Here is a 17,223-nt window from a genome sequence, read left to right as displayed (position 1 = left end):
CCTTGCGTTGGCACTCATCGACCAAACCAAGGAGCACTCGATGAAAATCCAGCTTGCCGCCGCCAGTCTCTTGATCGCCGCCGGCCTTTCAGCACCGGCATTCGCGCAGCCGGCACAAGGCTCGATGCCACTTTCCGAGATCCTCGCAACGATCGAGGCCGAAGATGGCTTCGGTTATTTCGATGACATCGAATGGGACAGCGACGGCTACTGGGAGATCGAGTACTACCGCGCAGATGGTGCCAAGGTCGATGTCGACATCGACCCCGCGACGGGACATCCTCGATAAAGCCATCGCAACTCTCGAGCGTTAGAATCGAAAAGGGCGCTGCGCGGCGCCCTTTTTCCTATGCGTCGTGTTTAGGCTTCTTTTTCTTCTTGAAGCCTTCCGGGCGCTTTTCGAATTTCGGCTTGCCCGGCTTTCTCGACCAATCCTTCTTTTCCGATTTGTGATCGTTCTTCTGTCCGCGATGCGCCGGCTTGGCGTCACGCGCGAAATCGGGCGTGCCGTCGACCCGGCGCACGCGGATGCCGCGTTCCAGATCGCCCTTCTTGCCGATCAGCGTCGCGAAGCGGTCGGCGGAGCCGGCGGCGATCTCGACGAAGGTTTCCTCCGGCATCATCTTGATCGCGCCGATGTCCTTCTTGGTCAAATTGCCGTTGCGGCACAGCATCGGGATCAGCCAGCGCGGCTCGGCATTCTGCTTGCGTCCGATGGAAAGCGAGAACCAGACGGCCTCGCCGAAGGGTTCGCGTTCCCTGGCGGCCTTGCGCTCCTCGACGAAACCGACATCCATCAGGTCTTCCGGCGCAGAGCGCCCAGCCCGATAGGCGCGCACATAGGCGGCGGCGACCTGTTCGGCGCCGTGCTTTTCCAGGATCTGCCGCACGAACTCCTTGACATCCTCGGTGACCGATTCCGAAAGCGCGGGGTCCGCAAGCAGGCGCTCGTCGTCGCGCTGCACGACCTCCTCGGCGGTCGGCGGCTTGCCCCATTGCGCGGTGATGCCCGCGCCCCCAAGCAAACGGCTCGCGCGCTTGCCGGCCTTGTTCGGCACGATCAGCACGCTCATGCCCTTGCGACCCGCGCGGCCTGTGCGGCCCGAGCGATGCAGCAGCGTCTCGCGGTTTGTCGGCAGGTCGGCATGGACGACAAGTTCGAGGTTCGGCAGGTCGATGCCGCGCGCGGCGACATCGGTGGCGATGCAGGCCTGCGCGCGCCCGTCGCGCATGGCTTGCAGCGCATGGGTACGCTCGTTCTGGCTGAGTTCGCCGGACAGCGCGACGACCGAGAAGCCGCGATTGTTGAAGCGGGCTGTCATGTGATTTACGGCAGCGCGCGTTGCGCAAAAGACCAGCGCATTGGTCGGCTCGTAATAGCGCAGCACGTTGATGATCGCGTTCTCGCGGTCGGCGTCGGCAACGGTGAGGGCGCGGTATTCGATGTCGCCATGCTGGCGCGTCTCGGCTGCGGTCGAGATGCGCACGGCATTGCGCTGGTAGTTCTTGGCAAGTTCGGCGATCGGCTTCGACACCGTGGCCGAAAACATCAGCGTGCGTCGCTCGTCGGGTGCGGCTTCGAGAATGAATTCGAGGTCTTCGCGGAAGCCGAGATCGAGCATTTCGTCAGCCTCGTCGAGCACGACGGCGCGGATGTCGTCGAGTTGGAGCGAGCCGCGCGTGATGTGATCGCGCAGGCGCCCTGGCGTGCCGACGACGATCTGCGCGCCGCGTTCGAGCGTGCGGCGTTCCGAGCGCATGTCCATGCCGCCGACGCAGGAGGCGACGATGGCGCCGGTCTCGGCATAGAGCCATTCGAGTTCACGCTTGACCTGCAAGGCGAGTTCGCGCGTCGGCGCGATGGCGAGCGCCAGCGGGGCGGCGGCATGGCCGAACCGGTCCTTGTCGCCGAGCAAGGTCGGTGCGAGCGCGAGACCGAAGGCAACCGTCTTGCCGGAGCCGGTCTGTGCTGAGACGAGCGCGTCGGCATCGCCGAGTTCGGAGCCGGTCACGGCCTTCTGCACCGGAGTCAGGGAGGAATAGCCGCGCTTTTCCAGTGCGGCGGCAAGCGGAGGCAAGATGCCTTCGAATTCGGTCATCGGTCGTCTTTCGGGAGTGGACGCGCGGGCGCAACGGACGCGGCGCTGAATTTTGCGCCTTCCTAACCGGCTTTGCCGCAAATGTATAGGAGCGACTATTCAGCCGCGAAAAGCTGCGCCCGCGTGATCTGGACGAAACCCCGGTCGCCGGCCCTGACGACGACTTCCGGCGCGACGTCGAATTCGAGCGGGTCGCCGGCATCGGTTACTGCAATCACGCGACGCGAATCCGGCCGGTCGAGCACGCGCTCGACGGAAGCGGGAATGCCGCCGCCCGTCGCCGACCAGGCGAGGTCGCTCGGGCGCAGATAGGCGTCCGCCTTGCCGTCGGCGAGCGCGGGTGCGGCGATCGACGCGCCGCCGAGATCGGCCATGCCGTTGGCGACGGATGCACCGAGGCGGTTTGTGTCGCCAAGAAAACGCATCACGAAGGACGAGTTCGGGCTGCGCGTGACCTGTTCAGGTGTGCCCTGCTGCACGATCCGGCCTTCGTCGAGGATGACCACGCGGTCGGCAAGGTCGAGCGCCTCTTCCTGGTCGTGAGTGACGAAAAGCGTGGTGATGCCGAGTTCGGAGTGGATCTCACGCAGCCAGCGGCGCAATTCGCGCCGCACATTGGCGTCGAGCGCGCCGAACGGCTCGTCGAGCAGAAGAACTTTCGGGTCGACCGCGAGCGCGCGCGCAAGCGCGACGCGCTGGCGCTGGCCGCCGGAAATCTGGTTCGGAAACCTGCCCTGCAACCCGTCGAGCTTGACAAGGCGCAGGAGTTCGCCGACGCGCGCCTCGATTTCGGCCTTCGAACGCTTGTTCTTGGAGACCTTCATGCCGAAGGCGATGTTCTCGCCGACCGTCATATGCGGAAAGAGCGCATAGTGCTGGAAGACGAAGCCGACCCCGCGCCTGGCGACCGGAATGTCGGTCGCGTCTTCCTCGCCGAAGAAAATGTGGCCTTCGTCCGCATATTCGAGGCCGGCGACCATGCGCAGGATGGTCGTCTTACCCGAGCCGGAAGGACCGAGAAGCGCTACGAGCTCGCCGCTTTCGATTTCGAGCGAGACGCCGCGCACGGCGCGAAATGTCTGGAAGGTCTTGGCGACGTTCTTCAGGGCGATCTTCATGGCTTGGCCTCGACGATGGGGGCGGCAAGTGCGGGACGCGAGCGCCGTCCCGCGCCTTGCCGCTCGAGCAGAACCTTGGCGATGATGGTCACGACGGCAAGCAGCGCAAGGATGGAAGCGGCCGCGAAGGCGCCGACGGAATTGTAGTCGTGATAGAGCAGTTCGATGTGCAGCGGCAGCGTGTTGGTCTGGCCGCGAATGTTGCCCGAGACGACCGAGACCGCCCCGAACTCGCCCATGACGCGGGCATTGCACAGCACCACGCCATACAGCAGCGCCCATTTGATATTGGGCAGCGTGACGGAAAAGAAGGTGCGCCAGCCCGATGCGCCGAGCGAGGTGGCCGCTTCTTCGAGGTCGCGTCCCTGCGCCTGCATCAGCGGGATCAGTTCACGGGCGACGAAAGGCGCGGTGACGAACATCGAGGCAAGCATAATGCCGGGCAGGGCGAAGAGAATGCGGATGTCGGCGGATTGCAGCGCCGGACCGAACAGCCCTTGCAGTCCGTAGACGAAGAGATAGGCGACCCCGGCGACGATCGGCGAGATCGAGAAGGGGATCTCGATGATGACGATCAGGAATCGCCGGCCCCGGAAATCGTGTTTCGTCACGGCCCAGGCAGCCGCGACGCCGAAGATGGTGTTGACCGGAACGGCGATCAGTGCGGTGGCGACGGTGAGGAAAATTGCGTGGCGCGTATCGGGATGGGCGATGGTCGCGCCGAAATAGCCGACGCCCATCGAAAAAGCCTGAACGCCGATGACGACCAGTGGGGCCAGAATGAGAAGCGCGCCGGTGATCAGGACGAGGCCGATCAACGTGCGGCGGATGGCTGGAGCATCGCCGACGCGCGGCGGACGGCCGGTTGCATGGTGCATGGTCAGGTCCTCGCCGTGTAGCGCAGGGCGCGGGCCTGCATGAGGTTGGTCACGGCGAGCATGACGAAGGCGGTGATCAGCATGACGGATGCGATCGCGGCGGCGGCCTGATAGTCGTATTCCTCCAGCCGGATGAAGGCGAGAAGCGCGGTGATCTCGGTCGAGAAGGGCTGGTTTCCGGCGATGAAGATGATCGCACCGAACTCGCCGAGGCTGCGCGCGAAGGCGAGCGAGGTGCCGGCCAGAAGCGCCGGCCAGAGGATCGGCAGGATCACGCGCCAGAAAATCGAAACATCGCTGCCGCCGAGCGATTGCGCCGCTTCCTCCAATGCCGGATCAAGGTCTTCGAGAACGGGCTGCACGGTGCGCACGATGAAGGGCAGGCTGGTGAACGCCATCGCGATCACGATGCCGATGGGCGTATAGGCGACGCGGATGCCTGCCTCCAGAAGCGGGCCGCCGAACCAGCCATTGGGCGCGAAGAGGGTCGTCAGCGCGATGCCGGCGACGGCGGTCGGCAAGGCGAAGGGCAAATCGACGATGGCATCGACCAGCCTGCGTCCGGGAAAGGAATAGCGCACCAGTACCCAGGCGAGCGCGAGGCCGAAGACGAGATTGAAGAGCGTTGCCGCAAGGGCGGACAAGACGGTGACGCGATAGCTCGCCACCGCCCGTTCCGACGAGATGATGTTCCAATAGGCTTCCGGCCCGAGGCTCGCAGCCTTGAAGACGAGTGCGCCCAGCGGCAGGGCGATGATGAGACCGACATAAAAGAGCGTGATGCCGAGGGACAGCGGCAGTCCGGGGATGATGCGGCGGCGGGTCATGATGTGGTTCCGTCCGACAAAGCCGCGTGCGTTCCTTCGCGCCCCTTTCTGGCCTGCCAATCTTGGGCAGATTTACCATCTCCTCCGCGAAATGGGAGATGCCAAATCTGCCCAAGATTGGCACGCCAGAGGGGGGCAACGTAAAACGCCACGATTTCATCATCCATCAAACGAAATCCGACGGACCAGGGTCCGTCGGATGGGTAGTCACTGAGCAGCGGATCAACGCTGGCCGTAAAGTTGATCGAGGATCGCGCCGGAGGCGAAATGTTCTTCCTGCACCTTGTCCCAGCCGCCGAACACGTCCTCGACGGTGACGAGGCGAACTTCGGGGTAGTTTTCGGCGAATTCGGGCGCGACCGTCTCGTTCTCGATGCGGTGCCCATGCTCGGCGGCGATGCGCTGGCCTTCGTCGGTGTAAAGGAAGTCAAGATAAGCCTTGGCGAGTTCACCCGAACCACGGCGCTCGGCGACGCGATCGACGATGGCGACTGGGAATTCGGCCAAAAGGCTGACCGACGGCGTGATGAGATCATACTGATCCTCGCCGAACTCGCGCGCGATGGCCTTCGTCTCCGCCTCGAACGTAATCAGCACGTCGCCGATCTGGCGCTCGACGAAGGTCGTCGTCGCGGCGCGCCCGCCGGTGTCGAACACTGGAACGTTGTCGAAGATGGCCTTCACGAACTCTTGCACCTTGGCTGCGTCGCCCTCGAACGCTTCAAGCGCATAGGCATAGGCGGCCAGATAGGTGTAGCGCGCATTGCCGGAGGTCTTCGGGTTCGGGAAGATCACCTGTACATCCTCGCGCACCAGATCATCCCAATCCTCGATGCCCTTCGGATTGCCTTCGCGCACGAGGAAGGACGGCAGAGAATAGAAGGGCGAGGACTGGTTGGGGAACTCGCTCTGCCAATCCTCGGAAACGAAACCGTTCTGGACGAGGAAGTCGATATCCGTAACCTGGTTGAAGGTAACGACGTCGGCCTCGAGCCCCTCGGTGATGGCGCGCGCCTGGCGGGAGGTGCCGCCATGTGACTGGTCGACGGCGACGTCCTGCCCGGTCGCCTCCTTGTGGGCGGGGATGAACGCGTCGTTGACCGCCGCGAACAATTCGCGCGCGATGTCGTAGGAGGCGTTGAGGAGCGAGGTCGGCTGCTGCGCATGGGCAGGCGCACCGAAAAGGAGGGCGGCGGCGACGCCGGCGAGCAAGAGGCGCTTCATTGAAATTTTTCCTCGTCACAATGGCGGATGATTGGAAGAGGAATCTAGCGTCCGCGGTGACGGCCATGAAGGCAGTGCAAGACATGCAATCTGATTGTTGAAGCAATCCATTCCAAAAGGCGGGGCATCCGGGAACGGAATTCCTTCCTATCAGTCGATGCCGCCCGCCGGACCTGTCACGCCACGCTTTCCGGTCGTGCGGTTGCGACTCGACGAGGGAGTTGTGGATTGCGCGACCCTGACACCCGCAGCCGGGCGCTAGGATGCTAGAAAGGCGACCCTGATCGGAGATTTGCATTGAAAGTCGGCATCGATATGGGCAAGGGCGCGCACGGCGCGCCGGCCATGATGGATCTGGAGGAACTGCTCGCCACGCGTTTGCTCGTGCAGGGCAATTCCGGTTCGGGCAAGTCGCATCTCCTGCGCCGCCTGCTCGAACAGAGCGCGCCCTGGGTGCAGCAGTGCATCATCGATCCCGAGGGCGACTTCGTCACCCTGGCCGACAGGTTCGGCCATGTCGTCGTCGATGCCGCGCGCACCGAGGCAGAACTGGTGCGCATTGCCGGCCGCATCCGCCAGCACCGGGTCTCTGTGGTGGTCAATCTCGAAGGGCTCGATGCGGACCAGCAGATGAAGGCCGCGGCAGCCTTTCTCAACGGTATGTTCGATGCCGAGCGCGAGCATTGGTATCCGGTTCTCGTGGTGGTCGACGAAGCGCAACTCTTTGCGCCGGCGGCTGCCGGTGAGGTTTCGGATGAGGCGCGCCGGGTCTCGCTCGGCGCCATGACGAACCTGATGTGCCGTGGCAGAAAGCGCGGTCTTGCGGGTGTCATCGCCACGCAGCGCCTCGCAAAACTCGCCAAGAACGTCGCCGCCGAGGCGTCGAACTTCCTGATGGGCCGCACCTTCCTCGACATCGACATGGCGCGCGCGGCTGACCTGCTAGGTATGGACAGGCGGCAGGCGGAGCAGTTCCGCGATTTGCAGCGCGGCTCCTTCGTTGCGCTCGGCCCCGCCGTCTCGCGCCGGCCGATGCCGGTGACGATCGGGACGGTGGAGACCTCGGCGCGTTCCGTCAGCCCCACGCTGATGCCGCTGCCCGAAGCGACCGGCAAGGCGCGCGACCTGATCTTCCAGCCGGGACCGGAAGAGACGAGGGCGCCCGCGCGGCGGCCCCCGCCGGCGCCCACGCCGACGGCCGATATTTTGGAGCAGTTGTCGCGACCCCGCGAGATTGCCGAAGAGCCGGTGCAAGCCCATTTTCCGGAGATCGACAAGGTGGAGCGTGAACGGTTGCTCAACCTCGTCATGCGCGAAATCGCCGACGATCCGGAACTGCCGTTCCGAACGGTGGCGGTGCTTTATCAGGATTTCCTCGTGCGCTGCCGCATCCGGCGCGTGCCGGGCAGCCCCGCCGACCTGCCCGAATTCAAGCGCCGGCTGGCGATCGCCAGAACCGGCATCTGCGAGGAAACGGCAGCGACTGAAGCATGGCGCATCGCGCTCGATCTGTCGAAGGATCTGGCCGAGGACATCCAGCCGATCTTCCTGATCATTGCCCTTGCCGCCGTCGAGGGCCGGCCATGCCCGAGCAATGCGGCGCTGGCGCGTGCCTATGGCAGCCATTCGGCAAACCGCGCGCGGCGCCTGCTCACCTATTTCGAGGAACGCGACCTGATCGTGGTCCGCACGGACCTGACCGGCAAGCGCATCGTCGTCTTTCCCGACCTTGGATGCGAAACGGCGCCCGACCAGCCGGAGCGGCCCGGCGAGGAGATCGTGCCGCGGCAGGCGGCAGAGTAGGCAAGCCTATGCGACGCGCTCCCAGCCCTGCGGCCCCAGATGTTCCTGCGGCTTGAAGCGGACCTTGTAGCCCATCTTGCGCGAGCCGTTGACCCAGTAGCCCAGATAGACGTGCGGCAGGCCCAGCGCCCTGGCCCGCTGGATGTGGTCGAGGATCATGAAGGTGCCGAGCGAGCGGTCCTCCATGTCGGGGTGGAAGAAAGAATAGACCATCGAAAGGCCATCTCCCATCCTGTCGCACAGCGAGACGGCGATGAGTTCGCCATGGCCCTTGCCGGTGATGAAACTGTCGGGACCGCGCCGGCGATATTCGATCACCCTTGTGTCGACATGGGTGTCCTCGACCATCATCGCATAATCGAGCACGGTCATGTCGGACATGCCGCCGCGCTTGTGGCGGGCATCAAGATAGGTGCGAAAAAGGGAATATTGCTCGCTCGACGGTTCGGCCTTGTGCTCGGCGCCGATGAGGTCCGCGTTGCGCGCCGACACGCGCTTCATGTTCTTCGTCGGCTGGAACTCGTTGGCGAGAATGCGCACTGAAACACAGGCACGGCAGGTCTCGCAGGCCGGCCGGTAGGCGATGTTCTGCGACCGGCGAAAGCCGCCTTGCGTGAGAAGATCGTTCAACTCGTGCGCCTTGTCTCCGACCAGATGGGTGAACACCTTTCGCTCGAACTCGCCCTCGATATAGGGACAGGGCGAGGGCGCCGTCAGGAAGAATTGCGGTGACTGCTTGGGCTGATGCGTCATTGACCGTCGAGTCGGAATGGATTGCCGCGATCAGGATATGAAATCCCCAGTCGCGTCCGTTGGCAAGCCGCGCGACATCAAGTTCCGCTTAACGGTCGGTTCGCGCGACGACAGTACCGAGAAGAAGATCGTGGACGGCCCGCTTGCGGTCGAGGAAAAGCGTCGCCAGCAGGATGAACGGCGTCAGGATGACGTTGCCAGCCCAGAAAAGCACCGAATGCAGAACCGCGAGCGGCCCGTCGACACGCCCGCCGTCGAGTCGCTCGAGCCGGATGTTCATCATGCGCATTCCGACGGTCGCCTGTGAAGGGCTGCCCAGTGTCCACCAGACATAACCGAGCGCGACGACCGGAAACAGGATGCCGTAGAGCATCCATCCGAGACCCAGCGTGATGACGCCCAACAGGCCAATGACGATGGCCGGCACGATCATCAGCAGCCCGACGATCAGATAATCGATGCAGAAGGAAAGAATGCGACGCGTGCGCACGCCTTCATAGACGCGTGCATCGTCGAGGCGGTCGTTGAGAATCTCGCCGTCGTGAATGGGCCCGGTCGATGAGGTCGTGTTCATTTTCGTTTCCTTGCCTGTCGGGTCCAAGATGGGATCGCGCAACCGTGATCGCAAGTCGAACGGTTCATTCAAATTTTATCGATCTGATCGAAGGATAAGGAAAGCAGCCCGGCCAAGAGTGGATCAACCCTTGAGGATTTGCGCCACGCGCGGCGCGAAATAGGTCAGGATGCCGTCGCAGCCCGCCCGTTTGAAGGAAAGCAGGCTTTCCATCATGGCGCGCTCGCCGTCGATCCAGCCATTGGCGGCGGCGGCCTCGATCATCGAGTACTCGCCCGAAACCTGATACGCGAATGTCGGCAATGAGAATTCATCCTTCAACTGTCGGATGATGTCGAGATAGGGCATTCCGGGCTTGACCATGATCATGTCCGCCCCCTCGAGCACGTCCTGCCCGGTTTCGCGGATCGCCTCGGCTGCATTGGCCGGATCGAGATAATAGGTTTTCTTGTCGCCCTTCAGGAGGCCGCTGGTGCCGATCGCCTCGCGATAGGGACCGTAGAAGGCCGACGAGAACTTGGTCGCGTAGGACATGATCGCCACGTCCTGATAACCCGCCGCGTCGAGCGCATCGCGCACCGCGCCGATCCGCCCGTCCATCATGTCCGACGGCGCAATGATATCGGCACCCGCCTCCGCCTGCACCACGGACGCGGCGGCGACCTGCGCCACCGTCTCGTCATTGACGATGATCCCGTCGCGCAGGATGCCGTCATGGCCGTGGCTGGTGAAAGGGTCGAGAGCCGCATCCGTGATGATCCCGATCTCCGGCACGGACAGCTTGATTGCGCGCGTGACGCGGTTGATCAGATTGTCGGGGTCGAGAATGTGCGAGCCGGTCTGGTCGCGCAGGCCGATATCGATATTGGGGAAGATCGCGAGCGCGGGAATGCCAAGCTGCGCGGCGCGCTCGGCTTCCTCGACCGCGACATCGACGGAAAACCGCTCGACGCCGGGCATGGAGGGGAGGGGATCGCGGCGCCTCTCGCCATCTACCACGAAGATCGGCCAGATCAGGTCGTCGACCGTCAGGCTCGTTTCCTGAACCATGCGCCGCGACCAGTCCGTCCTGCGCATCCGGCGCAGGCGACGGCTGCCGGTGATTTCATCGACCGTGCGCAAGGTGGTGGCAACCGGCCGGGTGATCTTGTTCATGATGGCGTCTCCTGATAGCGCGGGGTGTATCATGGGCCGAATGCGGGTCCAACCCGTCTGGCCACCAAGCCCGTTGCAACATCTGAAAGTCGCCGAACCGTGATCCAGTCCTCTCCTTCGGTCCTGCCGCCCCTGTCGGCCTCCGAAACGATGTTCGAGACGTTCCTGCGGGCGGTTGCGGCGCTTTGCGCCGGGCTCGGTCTTCTCTACTGGATCAGACTGCTCGGCTTCTATGACGGACTGACCTGGCGGTTCGACCTGATGCCGGTCCACTGGCAGGTTGCGGCCGTCTGCCTGGCGGTGCTTTATCCTTTCGCGGCGAGCGGGCTGTGGATGCTGGCTTCCTGGGGCCCGGTAATCTGGTTCGTGTGCGCGCTGTCCGAAACGGTGATGTATGCGGGCTTTCCCGAGCTTTACGGGCGCCGCGACCTCGTGCTCGTCGTCCATGCGCTGACGGCTGTGATCTATGCCGGCTTCCGGCTCCACCGCTGGGCCAGACGCCGCAGAGAGGAAAAATGAACCTTTCGGTCTAACCGCAGCTTAACCCTGAAATCCGGCAGTTCCCGGTAAGCTCATGTTAAGCCTGCGGTTTAAGTCGAATTTTAGATGCATTCGGTAGGGTCGTGCCCAAGGTGAGATCAAAAACAAAGTCACCGGCGTTTAACGAGAGGCACGACCATGATCAATTCGCGTACGACGTCGAAGAACGTCCAGATGAACGAAGAGCGCGGCGATTCCATCCGCTCGCTCTACCTTGAATCTCTTCAACTCGTCGAGCGGTTGCACCGCCGTCTTCTTGACGTCATCAAGGACGAGTTCGACCGCAACGGCCGCAGCGACATCAATGCCATCCAGGCGCTGCTGCTCTTCAACATCGGGTCTTCGGAACTGACCGCCGGCGAACTGCGCTCGCGCGGCTACTATCTGGGCTCGAACGTTTCCTACAATCTCAAGAAGCTCGTCGACCTCGACTTCATCAATCACCAGCGCTCACGCATCGACCGCCGCTCGGTCCGCGTCAGCCTGACGCCCAAGGGACGCGAGATCGCCGATCTGGTCGGCGCGCTCTATGACCGTCACATCGGCTCGATCGAGAAGGTCGGCGGCATCGGCCAGGACGAGTTCCAGCAGATGAACAAGGCGTTGCAGCGCCTCGACCGCTTCTGGAACGACACAATCGCCTACCGCATGTAAGGGAAAGGCGCGCCTCTCGATCACCGCCGACGCATCGGACCCGCCTCCATCATGGCGGCCGATGCGCGGCGGGCACGGAGCGCTCCGCACGCCGGTTTGCCGGTGTCGTCATTATGCAACAGCCACCACCCGAGTGATCGATCGTCACGAAGCCGCCATATTGGAATGTGACCGGACGTCATCCGGTATTTCGGCCGAAACCATGATGGTCGGGATTGGTGGCGTTTCGTTAAGGTTAACCCGCTAGTCTCGTCCTTCGCAGTGCGCGTGCTTGCGCCGTCATTTCTTGAAGCGTCGGGACAGAACATGAAAACCAGCCGCAGAACCTTTCTCACCGGTGCGTCCGCCCTTGCGGCAGCCGCCGTGTCGCAAAGCGCCCATGCGCAGAACGTGATCGATTCGATCCTGAATTCGAACCGCCGCGGCTGGGGTGACCAGTTCGACGCCCAGGTCTCCGATGGCGGGCAGGTCGCGACCACCCGTCCGATCTTCAGCCCCGACACGCTCGTCTATTTGCAGGATGCCATCGTCCGTTATCAGGACATCGCCGCGCGCGGCGGCTGGCCGATGGTTCCCGATCAGAAGAAATTGCAACTCGGCGTCGTCGACCCGGACGTGGACGTTCTGCGCCAGCGCCTGATGATCTCGGGCGATCTGTCCGAGCGGGCAGGGATGTCACCGGCCTTCGATTCATATGTCGATGCGGCCTTGAAGCGCTTTCAGAACCGCCATGGCATTCCGGCCGACGGCGTTACCGGCCCTTACACCTATCGCTCGCTCAACGCGTCGGCGCAGGTCCGTCTCGGCCAACTCGAGCGAAATCTCGGCCGCCTCAGCGAGAAGGTCGGAACGACAGCCAACCGCTACGTGATGGTCAACATCCCGGCCGCCGAGATCGAGGCTGTCGAGAATGGCCGTGTCGTGAGCCGTCACGTCGCAGTGGTCGGCAAGATCGATCGCCAGACGCCGATCCTGGACTCAAACATTCACCAGATCATCGTCAATCCGTACTGGAACGCGCCGGAATCGATTGTCCGCCGCGACATCATTCCGCTGATGCGCCAGAACCCCAACTATCTGGCCGAAAACGGCATCCGCATTCTCGGCCCCAATGGCGAGGTCGATCCGCTGACGATCAACTGGCAGACGGAAGAGGCCGCCAAGCTGCGCTTCCGCCAGGACCCCGGCCGCATCAACGCCATGGCGTCCGTCAAGATCGACTTCCATAACCCGCACGCCGTCTATATGCACGACACGCCGCAGCAGAGCCTGTTCGCCAATCAGGAGCGTTTCCATTCCTCGGGCTGCGTGCGCGTGCAAAACGTGCGCGACCTCGTCACCTGGATCCTGCGCGAGACGCCGGGCTGGGATCGCAACCGCTTCGAGCAGACGATCATCAACGATGCCGACGTGGCCGTGGCCGTGACCAATCCGGTGCCCGTCCATTTCAGCTACGTGTCGGCCTGGTCGACCAGCGACGGCGTCGTCCAGTTCCGGGACGACATCTATGCGCTCGACGGCTCGTCGGAGTTGCAGATTTCGACCGCGACCTGATCGCACCCGATTGAATTTGATGAAAGGCCGTCCCCTGGGCGGTCTTTCTTTTTGCCGCATTGCTGCGGTCGCTTTCGGGCACTTAATATTCGCGAATCGGACGTGGCCCGGGCTGCGATAGTGTGATATTCGCGCCGCTCCACGGATTACCGTCACACGCCAGAAGGGTCGATCTGCCATGGCCACCGCGACTGCCGCCTCCGCCCAGCCGAACGCGTTTTTCACCCAGTCCCTCGCCGACCGCGACCCCGAAATCTTCGGCGCGATCGAGAAGGAACTTGGTCGCCAGCGTCACGAGATCGAGTTGATCGCCTCGGAAAACATCGTCAGCCGCGCCGTGTTGGAGGCGCAGGGCTCGATCATGACAAACAAGTATGCCGAAGGCTATCCGGGCAAGCGCTACTATGGCGGCTGCCAGTTCGTCGACATCGCCGAGGAACTGGCGATCGAGCGGGCCAAGAAGCTGTTCGATTGCAATTTCGCCAATGTGCAGCCCAATTCCGGCTCGCAGATGAACCAGGCGGTGTTCCTCGCCCTGCTCCAGCCGGGCGACACCTTCATGGGCCTCGACCTGAATTCGGGTGGTCACCTGACCCATGGCTCGCCGGTCAACATGTCCGGCAAATGGTTCAACGTCGTCTCCTATGGCGTGCGCGAGGACGATCATCTGATCGACATGGACGAGGTCGAACGTCTCGCGCATGAGACGAAGCCGAAGCTGATCGTCGCCGGCGGCACCGCCTATTCGCGCATCTGGGACTGGAAGCGGTTCCGCGAGATCGCTGACGCGGTCGGCGCCTTTTTGATGGTCGACATGGCGCATATCGCCGGTCTCGTTGCCGGCGGCGTCCACCCGTCGCCACTGCCGCACGCCCATGTCGTGACGACCACCACGCACAAGTCGCTGCGCGGCCCGCGCGGCGGCATGATCCTGTCCAATGACGAGGCAATCGCCAGGAAGATGAACTCGGCCGTCTTTCCGGGCCTCCAGGGCGGCCCGCTGATGCACGTCATTGCCGCCAAGGCCGTCGCTTTCGGCGAGGCGTTGCAGCCCGAGTTCAAGACCTATGCAAGGGACGTGGTGGCGAATGCCAAGGCGCTTGCCGCCAGCCTGAAGGAAACCGGGCTCGACATCGTTTCGGGCGGCACCGACAACCACTCGATGCTGGTCGACCTTCGCCCGAAGAATGCGACCGGCAAGCGCGCGGAAGCTGCGCTTGGCCGCGCCAACATCACCTGCAACAAGAACGGCATTCCCTTCGACCCGGAAAAGCCGTTCGTCACCTCCGGCATCCGGCTCGGCACGCCAGCCGGCACGACGCGCGGCTTCGGCGTCGCCGAATTCGGCGAGATCGGCAAGCTGATCGCCGAGGTCATGGACGGGCTGAAGACCGCCAATTCCGACGAGGGCAATGCCGCCGTCGAGGCGGAGGTGAAGAAAAAGGTTGTCGCGCTGACCGAGCGCTTCCCGATCTACCCGTATCTGGGCTAAACGCTGGGCAGCATCCAATCCCTTGAAGGAGCGAAATGCGCTGCCCTTATTGCCAGTCTGAAGATACGCAAGTGAAGGATTCCCGGCCTGCCGAAGACGGGCAGGCCATTCGCCGCCGGCGCGTCTGCCCGGTCTGCGGCGGGCGCTTCACCACCTTCGAACGCGTGCAACTCCGCGATCTCGTCGTCGTTAAGCGGTCGGGCCGCAAGGTCGCGTTCGACCGCGACAAGCTGATGCGCTCGGTCGAGATCGCGCTTCGCAAGCGCAATGTCGAGCCGGAACGGATCGAGCGTGCCGTCACAGGCATCGTGCGCCAGCTCGAAAGCTCGGGCGAGACGGAAATTCCGTCCGACGAGATCGGCCGGCTCGTCATGGACGCGCTCAAGTCGATCGATGACGTCGCCTATGTGCGCTTTGCGTCGGTGTACAAGAACTTCCGCGAGGCGCGCGACTTCCACGATCTACTCGGTGAATTGAAGGGCGACGAGGACGCCGCGCGCGAATGAGCGTGGGCGATACGGATCGCCGGTTCATGGCTGCCGCCATCCGCCTCGCGCGCCGCAATCTTGGCCTGACCTCGACCAACCCTTCGGTCGGAACGCTGATCGTGCGTGACGATGGCGCGGGACCGCGGATCGTCGGGCGCGGGATCACCGCGATTGGCGGCAGGCCCCATGCCGAGGCCGAGGCGTTGGCCGAAGCGGGAGACCGCGCGCGCGGGGCCACGGCCTATGTCACGCTCGAACCATGCGCTCATCATGGTCGCACGCCGCCCTGCGCCGAGGCGCTCGTTCGCGCCGGGATCGCGCGCGTGGTCGGCGCGGCCGCCGACCCCGATCCGCGGGTTTCCGGCAAGGGCTATGCCATTCTGGAAGCCGGTGAAATCGACGTGGCGACCGGCGTCCTGGCAAATGGCGCATCGGACATGCTCAGTGGCTATCTGACTCGATCCGTGAAAAAGCGCCCGGAAGTGACTTTGAAACTTGCGGTTTCGTCCGACGGCATGATCGGATGCAAAGGCGAGGGGCAGGTAGCGATCACTGGCCCGGTCTCGCGCCGGCAGGTTCATCGCATCCGCGCCGAAAGCGATGCCATCCTCGTCGGCATCGGAACCGCTCAGGCCGACGACCCCGAACTCACCTGCCGCCTGCCGGGGCTGGAAAGGCGCTCGCCGATCCGGATCATTCTCGACCGCGATGCGCGGCTTTCACCCACGTCGAAACTCGCCGCCAGTGCGCGCGATACGCCGGTTCTTCTGGCAACGGCGATCGACGCCGATCCCGGCCGTCGCGCCACGCTCGAAGGGCTCGGCGTCGGCTTCATCGCCTGCGAGGAGCATGAGGGCCGGATCGCCCTGCCGGAGTTTCTGGAGGATCTGGCTGCGCGGGGCGTATTGACGCTGCTCGTCGAGGGCGGCGCCGAAACCGCACGGCATTTCCTTGCCGAAGGATTGGTGGACAGGCTGGTGCTCTTCGTCGGACTTCAGGCAATCGGAGACGGCGGCATCGCATCGCCGGTCGATCCCGCCGCGATTCCCAACGGCTTCCGTCTTCTCCGCCGCGATGTGTTCGGCGCCGACGTTTGCTTCGAATATGTAAGGACCGACGGATGTTCACTGGAATCGTGACCGATATCGGCGAAATCGCGGCCATCGCGCCGCTCGATCAGGGCATCCGCCTGCGCATCCGCACGATCTACGATCCCGCGACGATTGCGATCGGCGCATCGATCGCCTGCGCGGGCGTGTGCCTGACTGTCGTCGCTCTGCCGGAAGCGGACGCAAACGAGCGATGGTTCGAGGTCGAGGCGTGGGAAGAGGCGCTGCGGCTGACGACGGCCGGCAACTGGCAGGTCGGCTCGCGCCTCAACCTCGAACGCGCGCTGAAGATCGGCGACGAACTCGGTGGGCATATCGTGTCCGGCCATGTCGACGGCATGGCCGAGATCGTCGAGCGCATCGACGAGGGCGACGCGGTGCGTTTTCGCCTCCGCGCGCCGCACGCATTGTCCAAATTCATCGCACCGAAGGGCTCCGTCGCGCTCGACGGCACGTCGCTGACCGTCAACGGCGTCGATGGCGACCTCTTCGACGTCCTTCTCATCCACCACTCGCTCGGTGTCACGACTTGGGGCGCACGGCAGGCAGGCGACCGGGTGAATCTGGAAGTTGACACCATGGCCCGCTATGCCGCGCGTTTGATGGAGGCGCGCGATCGATGAGCGTGATCGACAACGAACGCACCAAGCTTCTGGCGAATGCGCTCGATCGCGCGTCCACGGCCTGCTTTACGGTCGGCGTGGCAACGCCGCTGGCGGGGTATCTCTATGGTGTGATAAGCTTTGCGGCACCGGTCGGCTATTGGCTTGCTCTCATGGCCGCGGGTTGGCTTGGCATCGCGACTGCACTACATTTTTGGGCAAGGCGCTTCTAAAGAGATTGAAGCCATGAGCTTTTCCGATCCGATGTTCTGGTTCACATCGTTGGGCCTGCCCGCGATCATCGCGGTTGGCGCCTATATCGCCGTGCGCCTGCACGAGCGTTCACTGAAGCG

The 17,223-nt window shown here is 63.6% G+C and carries 18 protein-coding genes; 10 read left to right on the top strand and 8 right to left on the bottom strand.

Translation table 11 applies throughout. The features are described 5' to 3' along the window. The first annotated feature begins 7 nt into the window (after positions 1-7). Positions 8-289 (top strand): PepSY domain-containing protein, encoded by a 282-nt coding sequence (locus PZ895_RS11595; RefSeq protein WP_275839150.1) that lies wholly within the window; start codon positions 8-10, stop codon positions 287-289. Positions 290-347: 58 nt separating this feature from the next. Here PZ895_RS11595 and PZ895_RS11590 read toward each other — a convergent pair whose 3' ends face one another. The 5 genes from PZ895_RS11590 to PZ895_RS11570 form a co-directional block, all read right to left on the bottom strand. After that, positions 348-2,099 (bottom strand): DEAD/DEAH box helicase, encoded by a 1,752-nt coding sequence (locus PZ895_RS11590; protein ID WP_275839149.1) that lies wholly within the window; start codon positions 2,097-2,099, stop codon positions 348-350. A 95-nt stretch (positions 2,100-2,194) separates the two neighbouring features. Further along, a complete protein-coding gene (locus tag PZ895_RS11585; RefSeq protein WP_275839148.1) occupies positions 2,195-3,217 on the bottom strand; it encodes a sulfate/molybdate ABC transporter ATP-binding protein in 1,023 nt (340 codons plus the stop codon). Further along, on the bottom strand, positions 3,214-4,095 hold the full coding sequence (gene cysW / locus PZ895_RS11580) for a sulfate ABC transporter permease subunit CysW (RefSeq protein ID WP_275839147.1): 882 nt from the start codon (positions 4,093-4,095) through the stop codon (positions 3,214-3,216). The genes PZ895_RS11585 and cysW overlap by 4 nt, the downstream gene beginning before the upstream one ends. A gap of 2 nt (positions 4,096-4,097) precedes the next feature. Further along, positions 4,098-4,922, bottom strand: a complete 825-nt coding sequence (cysT, locus tag PZ895_RS11575) for a sulfate ABC transporter permease subunit CysT (RefSeq protein ID WP_275839146.1) — start codon at positions 4,920-4,922, stop codon at positions 4,098-4,100. Positions 4,923-5,144: 222 nt separating this feature from the next. Beyond that, positions 5,145-6,146, bottom strand: coding sequence for a sulfate ABC transporter substrate-binding protein (locus tag PZ895_RS11570; RefSeq protein ID WP_275839145.1), 1,002 nt, complete (start codon positions 6,144-6,146; stop codon positions 5,145-5,147). 315 nt (positions 6,147-6,461) lie between these two features. Between PZ895_RS11570 and PZ895_RS11565 the strand changes: the two genes are divergently transcribed. Next, positions 6,462-7,949, top strand: a complete 1,488-nt coding sequence (locus PZ895_RS11565) for an ATP-binding protein (RefSeq protein WP_275839251.1) — start codon at positions 6,462-6,464, stop codon at positions 7,947-7,949. Between the two features lie 6 nt (positions 7,950-7,955). Here PZ895_RS11565 and PZ895_RS11560 read toward each other — a convergent pair whose 3' ends face one another. The 3 genes from PZ895_RS11560 to hemB form a co-directional block, all read right to left on the bottom strand. After that, entirely contained in the window at positions 7,956-8,702 is a 747-nt protein-coding gene (locus tag PZ895_RS11560; RefSeq protein WP_275839144.1) for an arginyltransferase, read from the bottom strand. A gap of 88 nt (positions 8,703-8,790) precedes the next feature. Next, positions 8,791-9,276 (bottom strand): RDD family protein, encoded by a 486-nt coding sequence (locus PZ895_RS11555; protein WP_275839143.1) that lies wholly within the window; start codon positions 9,274-9,276, stop codon positions 8,791-8,793. 123 nt (positions 9,277-9,399) lie between these two features. Continuing rightward, a complete protein-coding gene (gene hemB, locus PZ895_RS11550) occupies positions 9,400-10,431 on the bottom strand; it encodes a porphobilinogen synthase (protein ID WP_275839142.1) in 1,032 nt (343 codons plus the stop codon). Positions 10,432-10,530: 99 nt separating this feature from the next. Between hemB and PZ895_RS11545 the strand changes: the two genes are divergently transcribed. The 8 genes from PZ895_RS11545 to PZ895_RS11510 all read left to right on the top strand — a co-directional run bounded on the left by PZ895_RS11545 (position 10,531) and on the right by PZ895_RS11510 (position 17,103). Continuing rightward, positions 10,531-10,950: a DUF6163 family protein gene (locus tag PZ895_RS11545; RefSeq protein WP_275839141.1), complete on the top strand. Its 420-nt coding sequence runs from the start codon at positions 10,531-10,533 to the stop codon at positions 10,948-10,950. Positions 10,951-11,109: 159 nt separating this feature from the next. Next, positions 11,110-11,625: a MarR family winged helix-turn-helix transcriptional regulator gene (locus tag PZ895_RS11540; RefSeq protein WP_275839140.1), complete on the top strand. Its 516-nt coding sequence runs from the start codon at positions 11,110-11,112 to the stop codon at positions 11,623-11,625. Between the two features lie 306 nt (positions 11,626-11,931). Continuing rightward, a complete protein-coding gene (locus PZ895_RS11535; RefSeq protein ID WP_275839139.1) occupies positions 11,932-13,179 on the top strand; it encodes a L,D-transpeptidase family protein in 1,248 nt (415 codons plus the stop codon). Positions 13,180-13,357: 178 nt separating this feature from the next. Beyond that, on the top strand, positions 13,358-14,671 hold the full coding sequence (gene glyA / locus PZ895_RS11530) for a serine hydroxymethyltransferase (protein WP_275839138.1): 1,314 nt from the start codon (positions 13,358-13,360) through the stop codon (positions 14,669-14,671). A gap of 35 nt (positions 14,672-14,706) precedes the next feature. Next, positions 14,707-15,177: a transcriptional regulator NrdR gene (nrdR, locus tag PZ895_RS11525; protein WP_275839137.1), complete on the top strand. Its 471-nt coding sequence runs from the start codon at positions 14,707-14,709 to the stop codon at positions 15,175-15,177. Continuing rightward, a complete protein-coding gene (gene ribD, locus PZ895_RS11520; RefSeq protein ID WP_275839136.1) occupies positions 15,174-16,298 on the top strand; it encodes a bifunctional diaminohydroxyphosphoribosylaminopyrimidine deaminase/5-amino-6-(5-phosphoribosylamino)uracil reductase RibD in 1,125 nt (374 codons plus the stop codon). Before nrdR ends, ribD begins: the two co-directional genes overlap by 4 nt. After that, a complete protein-coding gene (locus PZ895_RS11515; protein WP_275839135.1) occupies positions 16,280-16,891 on the top strand; it encodes a riboflavin synthase in 612 nt (203 codons plus the stop codon). Before ribD ends, PZ895_RS11515 begins: the two co-directional genes overlap by 19 nt. After that, complete coding sequence (locus PZ895_RS11510) at positions 16,888-17,103, top strand: hypothetical protein (RefSeq protein WP_275839134.1); 216 nt, start codon at positions 16,888-16,890, stop codon at positions 17,101-17,103. The genes PZ895_RS11515 and PZ895_RS11510 overlap by 4 nt, the downstream gene beginning before the upstream one ends. Positions 17,104-17,223 lie beyond the last annotated feature (120 nt).

This window comes from Mesorhizobium sp. YIM 152430, assembly GCF_029210365.1.
In the GTDB taxonomy this organism is placed as follows: domain Bacteria; phylum Pseudomonadota; class Alphaproteobacteria; order Rhizobiales; family Rhizobiaceae; genus Aliihoeflea.
The sequence above is the reverse complement of the archived record's forward strand: the minus strand, read 5'-3'. Positions and strand labels throughout refer to the sequence as shown.

What these genes read in the sequence shown, in the direction of transcription:
- PZ895_RS11590 (WP_275839149.1), bottom strand. Translation starts at nt 2,099, where the DNA reads ATGACCGAATTCGAAGGCATCTTGCCTCCGCTTGCCGCCGCACTGGAA.
- PZ895_RS11585 (WP_275839148.1), bottom strand. Translation starts at nt 3,217, where the DNA reads ATGAAGATCGCCCTGAAGAACGTCGCCAAGACCTTCCAGACATTTCGC.
- cysW (WP_275839147.1), bottom strand. Translation starts at nt 4,095, where the DNA reads ATGCACCATGCAACCGGCCGTCCGCCGCGCGTCGGCGATGCTCCAGCC.
- cysT (WP_275839146.1), bottom strand. Translation starts at nt 4,922, where the DNA reads ATGACCCGCCGCCGCATCATCCCCGGACTGCCGCTGTCCCTCGGCATC.
- PZ895_RS11570 (WP_275839145.1), bottom strand. Translation starts at nt 6,146, where the DNA reads ATGAAGCGCCTCTTGCTCGCCGGCGTCGCCGCCGCCCTCCTTTTCGGT.
- PZ895_RS11565 (WP_275839251.1), top strand. Translation starts at nt 6,462, where the DNA reads ATGGGCAAGGGCGCGCACGGCGCGCCGGCCATGATGGATCTGGAGGAA.
- PZ895_RS11560 (WP_275839144.1), bottom strand. Translation starts at nt 8,702, where the DNA reads ATGACGCATCAGCCCAAGCAGTCACCGCAATTCTTCCTGACGGCGCCC.
- PZ895_RS11555 (WP_275839143.1), bottom strand. Translation starts at nt 9,276, where the DNA reads ATGAACACGACCTCATCGACCGGGCCCATTCACGACGGCGAGATTCTC.
- hemB (WP_275839142.1), bottom strand. Translation starts at nt 10,431, where the DNA reads ATGAACAAGATCACCCGGCCGGTTGCCACCACCTTGCGCACGGTCGAT.
- PZ895_RS11540 (WP_275839140.1), top strand. Translation starts at nt 11,110, where the DNA reads ATGATCAATTCGCGTACGACGTCGAAGAACGTCCAGATGAACGAAGAG.
- PZ895_RS11535 (WP_275839139.1), top strand. Translation starts at nt 11,932, where the DNA reads ATGAAAACCAGCCGCAGAACCTTTCTCACCGGTGCGTCCGCCCTTGCG.
- glyA (WP_275839138.1), top strand. Translation starts at nt 13,358, where the DNA reads ATGGCCACCGCGACTGCCGCCTCCGCCCAGCCGAACGCGTTTTTCACC.
- nrdR (WP_275839137.1), top strand. Translation starts at nt 14,707, where the DNA reads ATGCGCTGCCCTTATTGCCAGTCTGAAGATACGCAAGTGAAGGATTCC.
- ribD (WP_275839136.1), top strand. Translation starts at nt 15,174, where the DNA reads ATGAGCGTGGGCGATACGGATCGCCGGTTCATGGCTGCCGCCATCCGC.
- PZ895_RS11515 (WP_275839135.1), top strand. Translation starts at nt 16,280, where the DNA reads ATGTTCACTGGAATCGTGACCGATATCGGCGAAATCGCGGCCATCGCG.
- PZ895_RS11510 (WP_275839134.1), top strand. Translation starts at nt 16,888, where the DNA reads ATGAGCGTGATCGACAACGAACGCACCAAGCTTCTGGCGAATGCGCTC.